The organism is Cytophaga sp. FL35 (assembly GCF_014349235.1).
GTDB lineage: Bacteria > Bacteroidota > Bacteroidia > Flavobacteriales > Flavobacteriaceae > Euzebyella.
Genome location: NZ_JACSOH010000002.1, coordinates 148,220 through 163,352, shown reverse-complemented (window position 1 = coordinate 163,352; position 15,133 = coordinate 148,220). Strand labels below are relative to the sequence as shown.

The 15,133-nt window shown below is 40.1% G+C and carries 17 protein-coding genes and 1 pseudogene; 16 read left to right on the top strand and 2 right to left on the bottom strand.

The window, feature by feature from the left end:
* On the bottom strand, window positions 1-1,320 hold the full coding sequence (locus BIZ36_RS01960; protein ID WP_187456180.1) for a serine hydrolase domain-containing protein: 1,320 nt from the start codon (window positions 1,318-1,320) through the stop codon (window positions 1-3).
* Between the two features lie 15 nt (window positions 1,321-1,335).
* A complete protein-coding gene (locus BIZ36_RS01955) occupies window positions 1,336-1,851 on the bottom strand; it encodes a DUF456 domain-containing protein (protein WP_187456179.1) in 516 nt (171 codons plus the stop codon).
* Between the two features lie 142 nt (window positions 1,852-1,993).
* Between BIZ36_RS01955 and BIZ36_RS01950 the strand changes: the two genes are divergently transcribed.
* The 16 genes and pseudogenes from BIZ36_RS01950 to BIZ36_RS01875 all read left to right on the top strand — a co-directional run bounded on the left by BIZ36_RS01950 (window position 1,994) and on the right by BIZ36_RS01875 (window position 15,104).
* The gene (locus BIZ36_RS01950) at window positions 1,994-2,374 is read left to right on the top strand and encodes a BlaI/MecI/CopY family transcriptional regulator (RefSeq protein ID WP_187456178.1); all 381 of its coding nucleotides are present in this window, start codon (window positions 1,994-1,996) and stop codon (window positions 2,372-2,374) included.
* Window positions 2,375-2,395: 21 nt separating this feature from the next.
* Window positions 2,396-4,846, top strand: coding sequence for a TonB family protein (locus BIZ36_RS01945; RefSeq protein WP_187456177.1), 2,451 nt, complete (start codon window positions 2,396-2,398; stop codon window positions 4,844-4,846).
* A 36-nt stretch (window positions 4,847-4,882) separates the two neighbouring features.
* Entirely contained in the window at window positions 4,883-5,338 is a 456-nt protein-coding gene (locus tag BIZ36_RS01940) for a tetratricopeptide repeat protein (protein WP_187456176.1), read from the top strand.
* A 23-nt stretch (window positions 5,339-5,361) separates the two neighbouring features.
* Window positions 5,362-6,027 (top strand): annotated as a pseudogene (locus tag BIZ36_RS01935) (tetratricopeptide repeat protein); the annotation flags it as partial.
* 43 nt (window positions 6,028-6,070) lie between these two features.
* Window positions 6,071-6,547: a hypothetical protein gene (locus tag BIZ36_RS01930; protein WP_187456174.1), complete on the top strand. Its 477-nt coding sequence runs from the start codon at window positions 6,071-6,073 to the stop codon at window positions 6,545-6,547.
* A 77-nt stretch (window positions 6,548-6,624) separates the two neighbouring features.
* Window positions 6,625-7,362, top strand: coding sequence for a crossover junction endodeoxyribonuclease RuvC (ruvC, locus tag BIZ36_RS01925; RefSeq protein ID WP_353616806.1), 738 nt, complete (start codon window positions 6,625-6,627; stop codon window positions 7,360-7,362).
* 204 nt (window positions 7,363-7,566) lie between these two features.
* Window positions 7,567-8,706, top strand: a complete 1,140-nt coding sequence (hemW, locus tag BIZ36_RS01920; RefSeq protein ID WP_187456173.1) for a radical SAM family heme chaperone HemW — start codon at window positions 7,567-7,569, stop codon at window positions 8,704-8,706.
* A 32-nt stretch (window positions 8,707-8,738) separates the two neighbouring features.
* On the top strand, window positions 8,739-9,494 hold the full coding sequence (locus tag BIZ36_RS01915; protein ID WP_187456172.1) for a cyclase family protein: 756 nt from the start codon (window positions 8,739-8,741) through the stop codon (window positions 9,492-9,494).
* On the top strand, window positions 9,491-9,841 hold the full coding sequence (locus BIZ36_RS01910) for a DUF4260 domain-containing protein (RefSeq protein ID WP_187456171.1): 351 nt from the start codon (window positions 9,491-9,493) through the stop codon (window positions 9,839-9,841). Before BIZ36_RS01915 ends, BIZ36_RS01910 begins: the two co-directional genes overlap by 4 nt.
* The gene (locus tag BIZ36_RS01905; RefSeq protein ID WP_187456170.1) at window positions 9,841-10,464 is read left to right on the top strand and encodes a DUF4230 domain-containing protein; all 624 of its coding nucleotides are present in this window, start codon (window positions 9,841-9,843) and stop codon (window positions 10,462-10,464) included. Before BIZ36_RS01910 ends, BIZ36_RS01905 begins: the two co-directional genes overlap by 1 nt.
* A 10-nt stretch (window positions 10,465-10,474) precedes the next feature.
* Window positions 10,475-10,873, top strand: a complete 399-nt coding sequence (locus tag BIZ36_RS01900) for a Dabb family protein (RefSeq protein ID WP_187456169.1) — start codon at window positions 10,475-10,477, stop codon at window positions 10,871-10,873.
* A gap of 3 nt (window positions 10,874-10,876) precedes the next feature.
* Window positions 10,877-11,422 carry a GNAT family N-acetyltransferase gene (locus BIZ36_RS01895; protein WP_187456168.1) on the top strand — a complete coding sequence of 182 codons (546 nt, stop codon included), beginning with the start codon at window positions 10,877-10,879 and terminating at the stop codon, window positions 11,420-11,422.
* A 2-nt stretch (window positions 11,423-11,424) separates the two neighbouring features.
* Window positions 11,425-11,781, top strand: a complete 357-nt coding sequence (locus tag BIZ36_RS01890; RefSeq protein ID WP_187456167.1) for an MmcQ/YjbR family DNA-binding protein — start codon at window positions 11,425-11,427, stop codon at window positions 11,779-11,781.
* Window positions 11,782-11,789: 8 nt separating this feature from the next.
* Window positions 11,790-12,272, top strand: coding sequence for a DinB family protein (locus BIZ36_RS01885; protein ID WP_187456166.1), 483 nt, complete (start codon window positions 11,790-11,792; stop codon window positions 12,270-12,272).
* 54 nt (window positions 12,273-12,326) lie between these two features.
* Window positions 12,327-14,102: a MutS-related protein gene (locus tag BIZ36_RS01880; protein WP_187456165.1), complete on the top strand. Its 1,776-nt coding sequence runs from the start codon at window positions 12,327-12,329 to the stop codon at window positions 14,100-14,102.
* Complete coding sequence (locus tag BIZ36_RS01875) at window positions 14,103-15,104, top strand: metal-dependent hydrolase (RefSeq protein WP_187456164.1); 1,002 nt, start codon at window positions 14,103-14,105, stop codon at window positions 15,102-15,104.
* The last annotated feature ends 29 nt before the right edge of the window (window positions 15,105-15,133 follow it).

Genomic DNA, 15,133 nt, shown 5'->3' with positions numbered 1-15,133 from the left:
TTATTCCTTGGTATAATTATAAACCTTGCCGGCCTGCTTAAGTACCATGGTGCTATTTTCTGCGTCAAATTCTAAACGAACACCTGCTTGTTGAAACTCGAAAGTATCTTTGGCGGTGGCTTCCAAAGGAAAGGAGGGTTGACCGGTCGCTTGGGCCATTAGCCCATTCTCATTATGGCTTATGGTGATTTTTAAAGAAATATCGTTACTTGCATACGTGCCAACATAGTATTTGAGCATCTCTGGCTTCACTGTTATAGTTTGAAAAGAAGGCAGTTCAAACGGTTTATTGAAATAGGAACTTAGCGCAGCAATGACAATATCATTGTTGTTGATTCGTGAGCCGTTAGAGGTAACACTAAACGCCAATTGGTCTTCGGGAAGATAACCGAGCATGGAGGTAAAACCGTCAATACCGCCGTTATGTCCAAAACCTTTTTTATCATAAAAGGGCATTTGAAAAATTCCCTTCCCGTAACCATCGGTGATGGTTTTCATCTGATCCAAGCTTTTTTGAGAAATTAATTTTTCGGCAAACAGGCCTGTAATAAACATATTGAGATCACTAGGGGTGGAGACCATGGCACCGGCACCTAATGGAATGGACATATTCGTTTCACTTTCCTTTTTCCATGTATCGGTAAATTTATAGGAGTAAGATTCATTTGTACTGATGTCGGTTTTACCTCCTAGGTAGGTGTTTGGCAATTTTAGGGGATTGACAATTCGCTCCGAGACCAAATCGGCATAAGATTTTTTAAAAGTGTCCTCCAAAATAAAGGTAAGTAGGACGTAATTGGAATTGCTGTACTCCGCTTTGCTGTTAGGTTCAAAAACAGATTCTGTTTCGCTGATTATCTCGATTAGTTCCTCTCGGGTTTTTGGTTGGGTACTCCATTGAAGATAAAGAGGATTGCTGGTAAAATTGAAAATACCACTGCGGTGGTTGAGTAAATTGCCGATGGTAATTTTTTCGGCATTGGGTACATCGGGAAAATATACCTCAATAGTGTCGCTCAAAGTAAGTAAGCCGTCTTCTGCCGCCATAAATACCAAAACGGAAGTAAACATTTTGGAAATGGAACCTACCCTAAACTTGGTATTCTTATGGTTCGGTATCTCGTTAGCGATATCAGCGTAGCCAATTGATTTTTTATAGATTTCTTTTCCATCGTGACTCATAGAAAAACTGCCCATCCACCGGTCATTTTCTTCCAAAATAAGAAACAGACTGTCCAATTTGGCGAATGAAACTTCCTGCGCGTGAAGCGAGTTCTGGAAGATTACTAACAGGAAAAAAAGTAGAGCTATTTTTCTCATGATATTTTTTGATTGTTAATTCAAAAAGGGAAACAAACCTTCCCGATATTGCCAGGCCTTTGAAATGAAAAGTCCCATATAGACAATGGTAACTAAAAACTTTAAAAAAGTGCCGGTCAAAAAGCCTAGAAAGGAACCGAAGGCAGCTTTGGTCGCGGTTTTTTTATCGGCCTTGTTCAATAATTCTCCCACCAAAGCCCCAATGAATGGCCAAATAATAATTCCGAAGGCTCCAAAAATAGGGAACACAAGCGCCACTATGAGTCCCATGGTGGTGCCTATCATACCTGCTTTGGTACCCCCGAATTTTTTGGTTCCCATGGCAGGAATCACATAATCCAGAGCGAAAACAATAAGGGCTACTGCAGCAGTTATGCCCAAAAACCACCAATCTTGGGGAACGGCAACCGTGAGGTGTAACAAAAGGAGACCTACCCAGCTTAAGGGTGGACCCGGCAATACAGGAAGGAAGCTTCCTAAAATACCTATTATGGTAAAAACGAATCCAACTATTAATAGGGCAATATCCATAGTGTACTGTTTGGTAATAGGACTAAGGTAGCCGTAAAAAGTTACAATTGAGTACGGGTAAATTAAAATTTTCAACTAAAAAAATAGTTTAAACTAAAAATTTAGTTATATTTGAATGTTGTTAAACTAAAAAAATAGTTGAATGAAGCAATTGACCAAGGCCGAAGAGGAAGTAATGCACGTATTGTGGCAGTTGCAAAAATGCAATGTAGCCTCTATCATAGAAGAGTTGCCTGAACCTAAGCCAGCGTACAATACGGTTTCAACCATTGTTAGGATTTTAGAGGGAAAGGGTTTTGTGGACCACGAAAAACAGGGTAAGGGTTATCTGTACTTTCCAGTGGTGAAAAAAGCGGATTACAGCAACCAAAGTATTAATAAGTTGGTGGATGGCTATTTTCAAGGCTCTTTTAAAAGTATGGTCTCCTTTTTTATGAAGAAGAACGACATGAGCCTGAAAGAGCTGGAATCCATCCTTCAGGAAATAAAAAAAGTAGAGAATACATCCCCGAAAAATAAATAGAAAACTATAAATGGAGTTCCAATGATACAGTACATCTTAGAATGCATCGCCTTTCAATTGGTTTTTTTGTTGGTGTACGACTTGTTTTTGAAAAGGGAGACCTTTTTTCAATGGAACCGATTGTATCTTATTGGTACTTACCTCATTTCTTTGCTATTGCCTTGGGTAAAAATCGAAGCGTTAAAAACACAGGTGCCTGAACGTTTGTACGTATACCCGGAGGAATGGTGGAACATGAACAATGCTGCTGAAGTGGCCGTTGTGGCCCAAGATGATTCCTTAAATTTTAGTTGGCCAGCCATCGTTTTCCTGATGGGAGTTTTTTTGTCCTTTGCACTGTTCACCTATAAATTGGGAAAACTTTACTCCCTTAGAAAGAACGGTGAGTTGGAGCATTATAGCCAATTTACAAAGGTGGTTTTAAAAAATAGCGACGCCGCATTTTCCTTTTTTAAGTCCATTTTCTTAGGGGATAGGGTACTTGCAAGGGAGCATAAGAACATCATCGATCATGAACTGGTGCATATTCGGCAAAACCACACCTACGATTTGCTGTTCTTTGAGTTCATGCGCATCATATCATGGTTCAACCCCCTGGTTTATGTCTACCAAAACCGATTATCTGAACTGCACGAGTTCATCGCCGATGCAGAGGTTGCCAAAAACGAAAGAACAAAGCATTGCGAGCTTTTGCTCTCCCAAGTTTTTCAATCACAAAATATTTCATTCATCAATCAATTTTTTAAATCATCATTAATCAAAAAACGAATAGTCATGTTACAAAAAGCAAAATCAGGAACTATCTGGAAGTTAAAATACCTAGCCTTGCTCCCCGTACTTTTGGGGATGTTGGTCTATACTTCTTGTGAAATGGATTTAAACGAAAACACCCTTTCAAACACTTTTGAAGTGGACAATGTGGAAAGCCTGACACCGGAAGAAGAACAGGATTTTTATGTTCGTTTGTTAGATCTGTCGAAACAGGGAGGAGAATGGAAGTTAGCACTCAAAGACGATAACTCTACTATCACCTTTACACATCCCGTTAGTGAATACTCCTATATTTCCGGTCCCAATGGCGTGCCGATTAAGGCGGCGATGCAAATAACCTCAAAGGTATTGGCAAGTGATTTTGACATTTTTGAACACAGTACCAATAGTATGGTGGCCGTAGGATATTCAGACGGAGTGCCCTTTTCCACTGTGGATGAGGTACCTGTTTTTCCCGGGTGTGAAAATGCAGCCGACCCAAGGGCATGTTTTCGTCAAAGTATTCAAAAACACATAAGCAAGAATTTTAGATATCCCGAAGAAGCACAAAAACTTGGTGCAGAGGGCAGGGTATCTGTTCTGTTTACCATTGCCGAGGATGGAAGTATCACCGATATCAGAAAACGTGGTCCGCATCCACTTTTAGAAGAGGAAACCGAAAGAATCATTGCCCGTCTGCCTAAAATGACTCCTGGGATTCACCAAGGAAAGGCGGTAAAAGTACCCTTCTCGATACCTATAGAATTTAAGTTAGCTCAAACCAATGCTATAGGAGCTAAGGTAGAGATGTCAACCAATAACCCGCAGCGTATGTCTATGGACGATGTGATGGCCAATTTAAATGCGGTGCCCTTCGCAACGGTAGAAAAAGCACCTGTTTTTCCGGGTTGTGAGAACGCTTCAGATTCTAAAGAATGCTTTAAGCAAAGCTTATACAAACATGTTGGTAAACACTTTAGATATCCTGAAGATGCACAGGCAAGGGGTATTCAGGGCAGGGTGGCCATAATGTTTACCATAGGAGAAGACGGAAGCATTCAAGGTATCCAATACAGGGGTCCAGATGCGTCTTTAGAACAGGAAGCTCTAAGAATCATCAAGAAATTACCGCAGATGCAACCGGCTCAAAACAAGGGTAAAAGTGTGGCGGTGGCTTATTCGGTGCCTATAACTTTCAAATTGCAAGGGCCGGAGGATAGCAGTACTACAAGCATAAGCAGCACAGAAGGCCCTAATCTTAAACCTTTGGTTTATGTAGATGGTGTGGAGAGTTCTTATGAAGAGCTAGAAAAAATGAATCCCGATCAAATTGCTTCCATGAATGTTTTAAAAGAAGAGGTAGCCGTTGAGAAATATGGGGATAAAGGTAAAAACGGGGTTATTGAGATTTTAACTAAGGGGCTCGACGGGGCGAATCAACCTTCACTAGATCAGGGTGCGACGTTGGACAGAAAACTCGATGGTAAGAGAAAGCAAATTGTCATTGCCGAACGTTCCTATAATGCGAGCTCCGGAGAATTTATTGCTAAAGCTACAGACGGGTATAGGCCTCTGCCGGGCGTAAATATTGTCGTAAAGGGAAGGGGCATTCGAACAGTTTCGGATTTTGACGGAAATTTTACGTTGAATGTTCAAAAGAACGATGTGCTAGAGTTTCAATATCTTAACTATCCCTTGTTAAGTGTAAAAATGGGAGCTTAATTAAAAGTTTTTGTTTCTTTCACTAATCAGCAAGATTTGAAAAGATATATCATAGTAATAGGTGTAATTGCCGTTTTTCAATACGCCCTATTGGCTCAGCTAAATAAGCATTCGGTGGCCGATAGCCTTTATGTTATCGGTGATTATACCCAAGCCGTTAATCATTATGCCCAATCAAATGACCCAAATGCGAGCCTTCAAATTGCACGATCTTACTATGCCTTGGGCAGATACGATAGGGCTATTGCGCAATATGAAGATGTGGTTGCAAAGCGACCTGAAGCTGAGATTGCCGGGTTTGAATTGGGGAAATTGTATTTTAAAACGAAGTCTTATAGGGAGGGGCGTAAACTGTTTTCAAAATTGATTGCTTCCAATGATTCAAATCCCGAATACCATTACTACCTGGGTGAAATTTTTACAGAATTGAATCAACCCGCCAGTAGCTTGAATTCCTATAAAAAAGCTATTGAAAAAGACAGTAGCATTTAAAGAGTCTATTTCGTTTAGGAAAGTATTTTGTGGTCAAGCGAGAAAAAGAAACGGCGTTAAAGTATTTAGACCAGGGGTTAAGGGTATATCCTGATGATGTATCTCTTATCAACTTGAAAGCCTTGGCCTATTTCAACAACGATGAACACCAAAAAGCGTTGCCCTTGTTTGAAAGGTTGGTAGCTCTTGGCGAGACCCAAGAATACATTCTTTCCAAATTGGCATTCTGCTATTTTAAAAGTTGGGAGTTTGAAAAGGCAAGGTCTACTTACAGCCAAGTACTTCGTATTAATGACCAAAATGCCGATGCCTATTACAATTTGGGCCTCATCCACTTAAAAGAGCAGCGGGCGGACAGTGCCCATTGGTTTGTTCAAAAATCCATTGTAGTACAAACACCGGTTTTGGCGCGTGAGTATGAAGCCTTGGCCAGAATTGAAAGAGTAAGGGAAAACCCCAGAAAAGCCTTGGAATACTATCAAAGGGCCCATCAAGAAGCTCCCGAGGTTTCCATGTTGTTTCACAATGTGTGCACCCTAGCCGATCAGGTGTATGACAAACCGGAAAATGTGCTTCCTTTTTACGAAGAATATGTTGAGAGGTATGGAAACGAAAAGGGGTATGCCATTGAGATGGTCAAGAAAAGGGTCTCACAGTTAAAGCAAGAGATTCATTTTAGCAAAAAGTAGGTTCTTCTTAAAAAATCGTAATTTCCGCCTAGATTAAAGGGCAATGCGATATCTCACATTATTTATTCTTTTATTGGTCGGTTCCAGTTGCAACTGGACCGCCTCTCGGGAAAAGAAAACTCGGGAATATCTCAATGAGGAAATTGGGAATATTGATTGGGAAGAGGTAGATAAATACCCTCTTTTTGATTCCTGTGATGAAACGGTTTCCAAAGAGGAACAGAAAAATTGCTTCGCACAAGTGCTATTGACCCATTTTTCAAATTATTTGGATGATGCGTTTTATGCTACCGAGCTTACTTCCCAAGACACCATTTATATTGATTTGCTGATGAAGGAAACAGGCGAATTACAGGTAATGGACATCATAAACGGTGAATTGCTACAAGATGATTTATCATATTTCACCTCTCAAATTAAAACCAGTTTAGACAGTCTGCCAGAGCTAAAACCAGCACTGAAAAGGGGTATTCCCGTAAAAGCCAAATTCAGGGTCCCGATTGTGTTGAGTCCGCAGTAAGGTTTTCCTAGTTATGTGTAATTTAGATGTGAGTAGTGAGTGTTTGGTTATGAGTTTTTAGTCTTGAGAATTGAGATGTGAGAATTGAGTTTTTTCTTACCAACAACCAACAACCAACAACCAACAACCAACAACCAACAACCAACAACCAACAACCAACAACCAACAACCAACAACCATCAACCATCAACCATCAACCATCAACCATCAACCAACAACCAACAACCATCAACCAACAACCAACAACTAAAAAGTCTTTGAAATCAGAAAAAATCATATTAGGCATTGACCCCGGAACTACCATTATGGGATTCGGACTGATCAAAGTGGTGAACAAAAAAATGGAGTTCGTTCAGATGAATGAGCTTTTGCTTCAAAAATACGACGACCCGTACATTAAATTAAAGCTCATTTTTGAACGTACCCTTGAATTGATCGATACCTATCATCCCGATGAAATAGCCATTGAGGCCCCATTTTATGGTAAAAATGTACAGTCCATGCTCAAATTAGGTAGGGCGCAGGGGGTGGCCATGGCTGCCGGACTCTCACGTCAAATTCCTATCACTGAATACCTGCCCAAAAAGATAAAAATGGCCATCACCGGTAACGGAAATGCCAGTAAAGAGCAAGTAGCAAAAATGCTACAAGGGATGCTCAAATTGAAATCCTTACCAAAGAACTTGGATAGTACCGATGGTCTCGCCGCTGCCGTTTGCCATTTTTATAATGAAGGTAGGGTAGAAGTCGGTAAAAGTTATACTGGCTGGGAAGCCTTTGTAAAACAAAATGAAAAGCGAGTGAAAAAGGGGTGATGCTCTTAAGTTAAAAGTTATAAGTGGATTGGTTTGAGTGATGAGATATGAGTATTGAGAATGTTTTATAAATAAGAAGGTTGAATATTGACATAGGACTCATGAGTTAAAAGTTTAAAGATATTAGATATAAGAATTTAGTTTTTTCTTACCATTAACCATCAACCATCAACCATCAACCATCAACGAGGAACCGAATAATATATGAGCGGCATCTATATTCACATACCGTTTTGCAAACAAGCCTGCCATTATTGCGATTTTCATTTTTCAACTTCTATAGGGAAGAAAGAGGCAATGGTCAACGCATTGAAGAAAGAATTGGCAATGAGAAGGGGAGAGTTGGGGAACGAGACCGTGGAGACTATTTATTTTGGCGGAGGCACCCCGAGCGTGCTTTCCAGTGAGGAAATCAATTCCCTCATTCAAACCGTTTTTGATGAATTTAAAGTAGCTCCAAATTCTGAAGTGACTTTAGAGGCGAACCCTGATGATCTTTCCGAAGAAAAAATAAAGGAACTGGCCCAGAGTCCTATCAACCGCTTGAGTATTGGGGTACAGTCCTTTTTTGAGGAAGATTTAAAATTGATGAACCGTGCCCATTCAGCGAAGGAAGCCTTGGAATCCCTAAAACTTGCGACCGACCATTTTGATAATATTTCGCTGGACTTAATATACGGTGTTCCGGATATGAGCAACGCGCGTTGGTTGGAAAATATAGAAACGGCACTTTCTCTCGGTGTTCCACATATTTCGAGTTATGCGCTAACTGTGGAACCGCAAACGGCCTTGGCGAGTTTTATAAAAAAGGGGTTGGTGAAAAATGTGGACGATGAGGTGGCACAGGAACACTTCCATATTTTGGTGGATAGATTGGAGAAAGAAGGTTTTGTCAACTATGAAATTTCCAATTTTGGAAAGCCGGAATATTTTTCCCGTAACAATACGGCCTACTGGCAACAAAAGAAATATTTAGGCATTGGTCCGTCTGCCCATTCTTTTGATGGAACAAGTCGCGCTTGGAACATTAACAACAATCCCAAATATTTGAAAGCAATCGAAAATGGGGAGCTTCCCATCGAAAAGGAGGTACTCTCGGTAACGGACCGGTATAACGAGTATGTCATGACGGGACTTCGGACCGTTTGGGGCGTTTCTTTGGGTACACTTGAAAAAGACTTTGGGAAAAACTTTAAGAAATATGCCCTTCAGCAAGCCGAAAAACACATAGCGGAGCATTTGTTATACCTAGATGGCGACGTTCTGCTGACTACCCAAAAAGGAAAATTTCTAGCCGATGGGCTGGCGGCCGACTTATTTATGCTTAATTTATCCGATGATTAGCACATCGATATCAATGCATTAAAAGAGCCTTTATGAAAGCTGAAATTGAGTATGAAAACCAGAAATTCAACATCGATTTAGCCCAACCTTTGGATATATCCATTCCGCTTAGGGGCAATGCACAAAATGTAAATGCCTGGTATGTGTCCCATCCAAAAATAGAACCCCATAGAGACGGAGATTTCGTGGGAAAGGTTGCTGAGGGAGCTTCGGTCAATTTTAATGATATTTGGTTCAATCCGCACGCCCATGGTACGCACACCGAATGTGTGGGCCACATAACGGAAGAGTTTTATTCGGTCAATCAGCACCTTAACCAATACTTTTTTTTAGCTGATTTGATTACCGTGGTTCCAGAATTGCAAGATGATGATTGGGTGATTTCAAAACATATTTTGGAAGTAGCCCTAAAAGGCGAGAACGTAAAGACGCTGGTGATTAGAACTTCACCCAATGAGCGAACCAAATTGACCAAGCAGTATTCCCATAGCAACCCACCATATCTGTTAGAAGAGGCGATTATTTTCCTTTTGGAAAAAGGAGTGGAGCATTTACTGGTGGACCTTCCATCCGTAGATAAGGAAAAAGATGAGGGAGCGTTAAGCGCGCATAAAGCTTTTTGGAATTACCACGGCACGCTTCGAAAGCAGGCTACCATTACAGAATTTATTTATGTGCCCGATGCTATTGAAGATGGGCGGTATATGCTGAATCTACAGATGGCTCCCTTTGAAAACGATGCCAGCCCAAGCCGTCCGGTACTTTATAAAATTGATGGTGCTAAATGAAGACAATTTTAAAATTAGAAGAACTGGGGCAGTTACTGTTGGGAATCTATCTCTTCTCTTTATTGCCCTATAGTTGGTGGTGGTTCTTAGCCTTGATTCTAGTGCCCGATGTAGGAATGTTGGGCTATTTGCTAAATGAAAGAATAGGCGCATGGATGTATAATTTTTTTCATCATAAGGGGATAGCCGTTGCAATTTATCTTTTAGGAAGTTATCTTTCGGTGCCCTTATTACAACTGGTGGGTGTTATTTGGTTTTCGCATTCGGCAATGGACCGCTTGTTCGGGTACGGACTCAAATACGAAAAGGGCTTTAAGTTTACCCATTTGGGTGAAATTGGAAACTAATGGATACTATTTTTGATTCTTTTTTAGGTTTAATTCTGGGTGCCATCCTTACGTATTGGGTATATACCTTTATGAAAAAAAAGGAGCGCAAAGAGGAGACGGAACACCAATCTGAAGTGTTGCTCGAAAAAATCAGAAGTGTATGTAAATTGGTATCCGTGGAAGGTGATTTTGCTGAAATCTACCGCTACGAGAATATCAAGGAACGTTTTATGAGCTTGGTCACCAGTAAGAAAAAAGCGCTGATGGTCATCAATGCGAAAGCTCAAATTGGTTACGACCTTCAAAAGGTAGAAATAAAGGCCGATAAGGCCAATAAAAAGATTATTCTCACCAATTTTCCGGAGCCGGAAATACTGTCCATTGAGCCGGATATTCAGTTTTATGATATTCAAAGCGGCATGTTCAATTTTTTCTCGCCCAATGACCTAACCCTTTTGAACAAAGAAGCAAAAGAGCACATACGAGATAAAATTCCGGAGAGTGGATTAATGGACACAGCTAGAAAAGAGGCGATACAAGCCGTATTGCTTATTGAAAAAATTGTGGAGACAATAGGCTGGAAGTTGGATTACTCCGCTTTAGAAATTTCAGAGAACCAAAAAAAATTACTACAAGAATAAATATTAGAAAATGAAAAAGTTATTAGCAATACTATTTATAACCACAGCCATGAATGTTTATGGCCAAACAAATGATAAAATGAGAGAATTTGATCCTAATTTTGCCCATACCGTTTATTTCTGGTTTAAGAATCCGGATAGTCAAGAAGACAGAAAGGCTTTCGAGACCTCTTTACAGAAGTTTTTGGACAATTCCGCTTACGCCAAAACCTGCTTTATCGGTAAGCCGCCAAAGGCAAGCAGAGATGTTGTAGATGGGTCTTTTACCTATTCCCTAATCGTGACTTTTGAGTCTGCCGAGGCGCAACAGAAGTACCAAGATGAGCCGCCTCATAAACTTTTTATTGAAGAATCTTCTGATTTGTGGAGCAAGGTAATCGTTTACGATTCCATGACCACCCAAAAGTAACGAATGCTTGATATCAAAAAGGCAAGCATGGCCAATGCCGAAGAAATTGCCGTTCTACACGCCTTAAGTTGGCAGCAGAACTACCGCGGTTCTTTTAGCGACCAATTTTTGGATAATGAGGTGGGTGAAGAACGGCAAAAAGTTTGGCGGGAGCGTTTAAGCAATCCGCAACCGAACCAAAGTGTCTGGGTCGCTAGATCAGGTGGAGAGTTTGCGGGTTTTATTTGTACCTTTTTTCAAGATGACGAAACCTACGGCTCGTTGGTTGATAATCTACATGTCTCACCAATAATGAAAGGCAAAGGGGTAGGTTCTCAATTATTACGTGTAGCTGCCGAAGAAGTGAATCAAAAATACCCCGACACCGGCATTTACCTGTGGGTGCTTGAAAAGAATGAAGGTGCGCATCCATTTTACAAAGCTTTGGGAGGAAAAGTTATCGAAACTATAAAGGGAAACGATATTGGCGACCTTGAAATTAGGAAGGTGCGGTATCATTGGGAAAAAGCTCAAGACTTAGTAAATAGCGTTTTGGTAAAAAAGAACTAAAAATGAATATTGAGGCATTTAGAGATTACTGTTTGGCCAAAAAGGGCGTTACAGAAGAGCTTCCCTTTGGTCCTGATGCCTTGGTGTTTAAGGTAATGGGTAAAATGTTCGCTCTTTCCGCATTAGATCGGCTACCACCACAGGTAAATCTAAAGTGCGACCCAGATAGGGCCATTTTGCTACGGGAAGAGCATGATGGGTCCATTATTCCTGGATATCACATGAACAAAGTTCATTGGAATACGGTAATGCTAAATGAGGTGCCGCCCCAATTGATTACTGAGTTGATAGACCATTCTTATGAATTGGTGGTTTCTAAATTGACCAAAAAATTAAAATCCGAATTGGATAATTTATAATATCCGTCTTGAATAACACCCAGATTCCAGAAATAGTAGAGGAGTTAAATGCCACTTTCAAAGGGGAGCCCTGGTACGGTATATCCCTGATGGAAAAACTGAATCAAATTACAGTAGAGGAAGCAGTGGCTTCTGTTCCTGATTACCCCAAGACCATTGTAAAATTCGTAAAGCATTTACTGGCTTGGCGTGAATTTGTCATCAAAAAACTGGAGGGAGAGGCGCTTTTTAAAATTGAAATGAACACTGAAAGCGACTGGCCCGCAGTAGAAATCAAATCCGACAGTGACTGGAAAAATTTACTCTCCGAGTTAGAAGCTTCCCAAAGAAAAATATTAGAGCTTTTAGCCCACTTATCTGATGATTTATTGTGGGCTAACGTTCCCGGAGAGAACTATAATTACAGGTATATGCTCCGGGGATTAATAGAACACGACACTTATCATTTGGGTCAAATATCCCTGTTACACTCCATTTTAAAAGATTCTTGAAACTATTTGCCCATTCTTTAGACGTATCTTTGATAGCTATTGATAAATTGACCTATGCAAGAATTGGAGCACTTCTATATAAACCAGATTTCAAAGCATCAGACGGAGTTAAGCAACGTAAAAAAGCAATTATTTGTTTCTAGCATGATTCGCCTTGCTATTTTTTGCGCTGCTATTTTAGGTGTATACTTTGTCTATGGTAATACGAGACTGGTTTTAGGCGTAGTTTTAGTGGCCATTATTCTTTTCTTGGTTTTGGTAAATCGGCATAGTAACCTTCAATACGCTAAAAATTTATTGGTAGCGTTAATCGAAATCAATGAAGTAGAATTAAAGGTTTTAAAACGTGATTTTCATGATTTGCCTGCGGGCGATGAATTTAAAAATGGGGAGCACTATTATAGTCAGGATATTGATTTGTTTGGGAAAGGTTCCTTTTATCAGTATGCCAATAGAACGACCTTGACCTCGGGTTCCCAATCACTTGCTTCAATTCTAACAAATAATCATATAGACCGCATTGAGGAGAAGCAGGAAGCCATTAAAGAATTGGCCCAAACACCGGAATGGCGTCAACATTTTTCGGCAACGGCATCGTTAACAAAAACGGAAACCAGTACAAAATTTATTGCTAGTTGGCTTAAGAGTTATAAATACTTCGTGCCTTCTTACATGAAGTTTTTACCATTGGTTTTTTCAATCGGTTCGGTCATTCTATTTACCTTATATTTTCTAGATGTGATTCCGGAATCCCTTTTGTTATTCTGGTTTGTTGTTGGTTTTGCTATTACGGGAGCTTATACCAAGAATATCACTGGTTTGGTTACCGATGCTTCCAAATTGCAAAGTACGTTTCAGCAGTATCAAAAATTATTGTCGCTATTGGAAGAAAAAGAATTTTCTTCCTCGTATCTCAATGAGTTTAAGAAGGAAATGAAATCCAATGGCGAAGTGGTTTCCAAGTTAATTTCCAAGTTTTCCGCTTCCCTAAATAGTCTCGACCGAAACAATAATCTTATTTATTTGATCCTCGCGAACGGCTTTTTCCTTAGGACCTTGCACCATTGCTTTCATTTAGAAAAATGGATGCGCCAACATGGCGATTCGGTCGAGAAATGGTTCGAAACAGTGGCAAAGTTTGATGCCTACAATAGCTTGGGCAATTTTGCTTTTAACCACCCAAATTACAGTTACCCAAATGTAAACGAAAGCCAAAAAGTAGTTTTGGCCTCCAAGAATGCAGGTCATCCTTTATTGAATCCTGAAAAGATGGTTCTTAACGATTTTCAAATAGCAAAGGAGCATTTTTTTATCATCACCGGGGCCAATATGGCGGGAAAAAGTACTTTCTTAAGAACGGTTTCTTTACAGATTGTAATGGCCAATGCTGGTCTTCCCCTTTGTGCCGATGAGGTTTCCTATTCGCCTATAAAGCTCATTACGAGCATGCGAACTACAGATTCCCTTACAGATGATGAATCCTATTTCTTTTCTGAGTTAAAGCGGCTCAAATTTATTGTCAATGAAATTCAAAAAGACCAATATTTTATTGTGCTGGATGAAATCTTGAAAGGAACCAATAGTACCGATAAGGCTGAGGGTAGTAGAAAGTTTGTGGAACGGTTGGTGAACTCTAAAGCTACGGGGATAATTGCTACCCATGATTTAAGCCTGTGTGAAGTGGCAGAGGAAATGCCCGAAGTGGAAAATCATTATTTTGATGCCGAAATAGTCGATAATGAACTTCATTTTGACTACCGGTTCAAAAAGGGAATTTGCCAAAATATGAATGCTTCCTTTTTGTTGAAAAAAATGGAAATTGTAGAGTAGATGGATTCCCTCACACAAATAGTTTTAGGTGCCGCGGTTGGTGAAGCGGTACTAGGAAGACGGGTGGGCAACAAAGCAATGCTTTACGGTGCCATTGCCGGTACAATTCCTGATTTGGATGTACTTTCAAAACACTTTGTAGATACCGTTACCGCTACCGAAATGCATAGAGGTTTCAGTCATTCCATTTTCTTTTCGGTACTGTTCGCTCCCGTTTTTGGGTGGATGATTTCCAAAGTAGAAAGGAGGAGTAGGGCAACGGCCAAAGACTGGTCTTGGCTAATGTTTTGGGGTTTGATTACCCATCCATTACTGGATGCGTTTACAACTTGGGGAACGCAGTTGTTCTGGCCATTTGATATACGGTTGGCATTTCAGAGCATTTTTGTCATCGACCCTTTATACACCTTGCCCTTTTTATTTTGTTTGGTCTTGGCGATGTTTCATAAAAGAACATCCGCGAAGCGCAGAAAACTGAATGACTTGGGATTGAAAATCAGCTCTATTTATTTGTTACTGACCTTGGTTTTAAAGGCGGCGTCCTTTTATCAATTTGATAGAAATTTAAAAGAACAGGGAATTGATTACCGGGAAATGAATACGAGGCCAAGTCCGTTCAATACCCTACTGTGGTCTGCGAACATTGATGTGGGAGATGCCTATTTGATAGCCGATTATTCCTTTTTTGATACGCAGGGTATTCAATTTAAGAGATATCCAAAGAATAGAGATTTGTTAGGAAACCTTCAGAAAAATGATAAGTTTAAAAGACTTGCTGAAATCTCAGAAGGATGGTACACCATTCAGAAAAAGGACGATGGACTTTATTTCAATGATTTGCGATTTGGTTTGATGAGTATGAACCCAGATGAAGAACGTTTCGCTTTCAGTTATCTACTTTCTTCCGAAAGCGGAGATTTGCAGGTAAAAGAAATACCTAGGGATAGGGGAGATGCCAAAAAGTTGTTGGCTGCTTTATGGAAACGGATTTGGGGAAATTAATGTCTTTTTTCAACAAATAATGTTTTTGA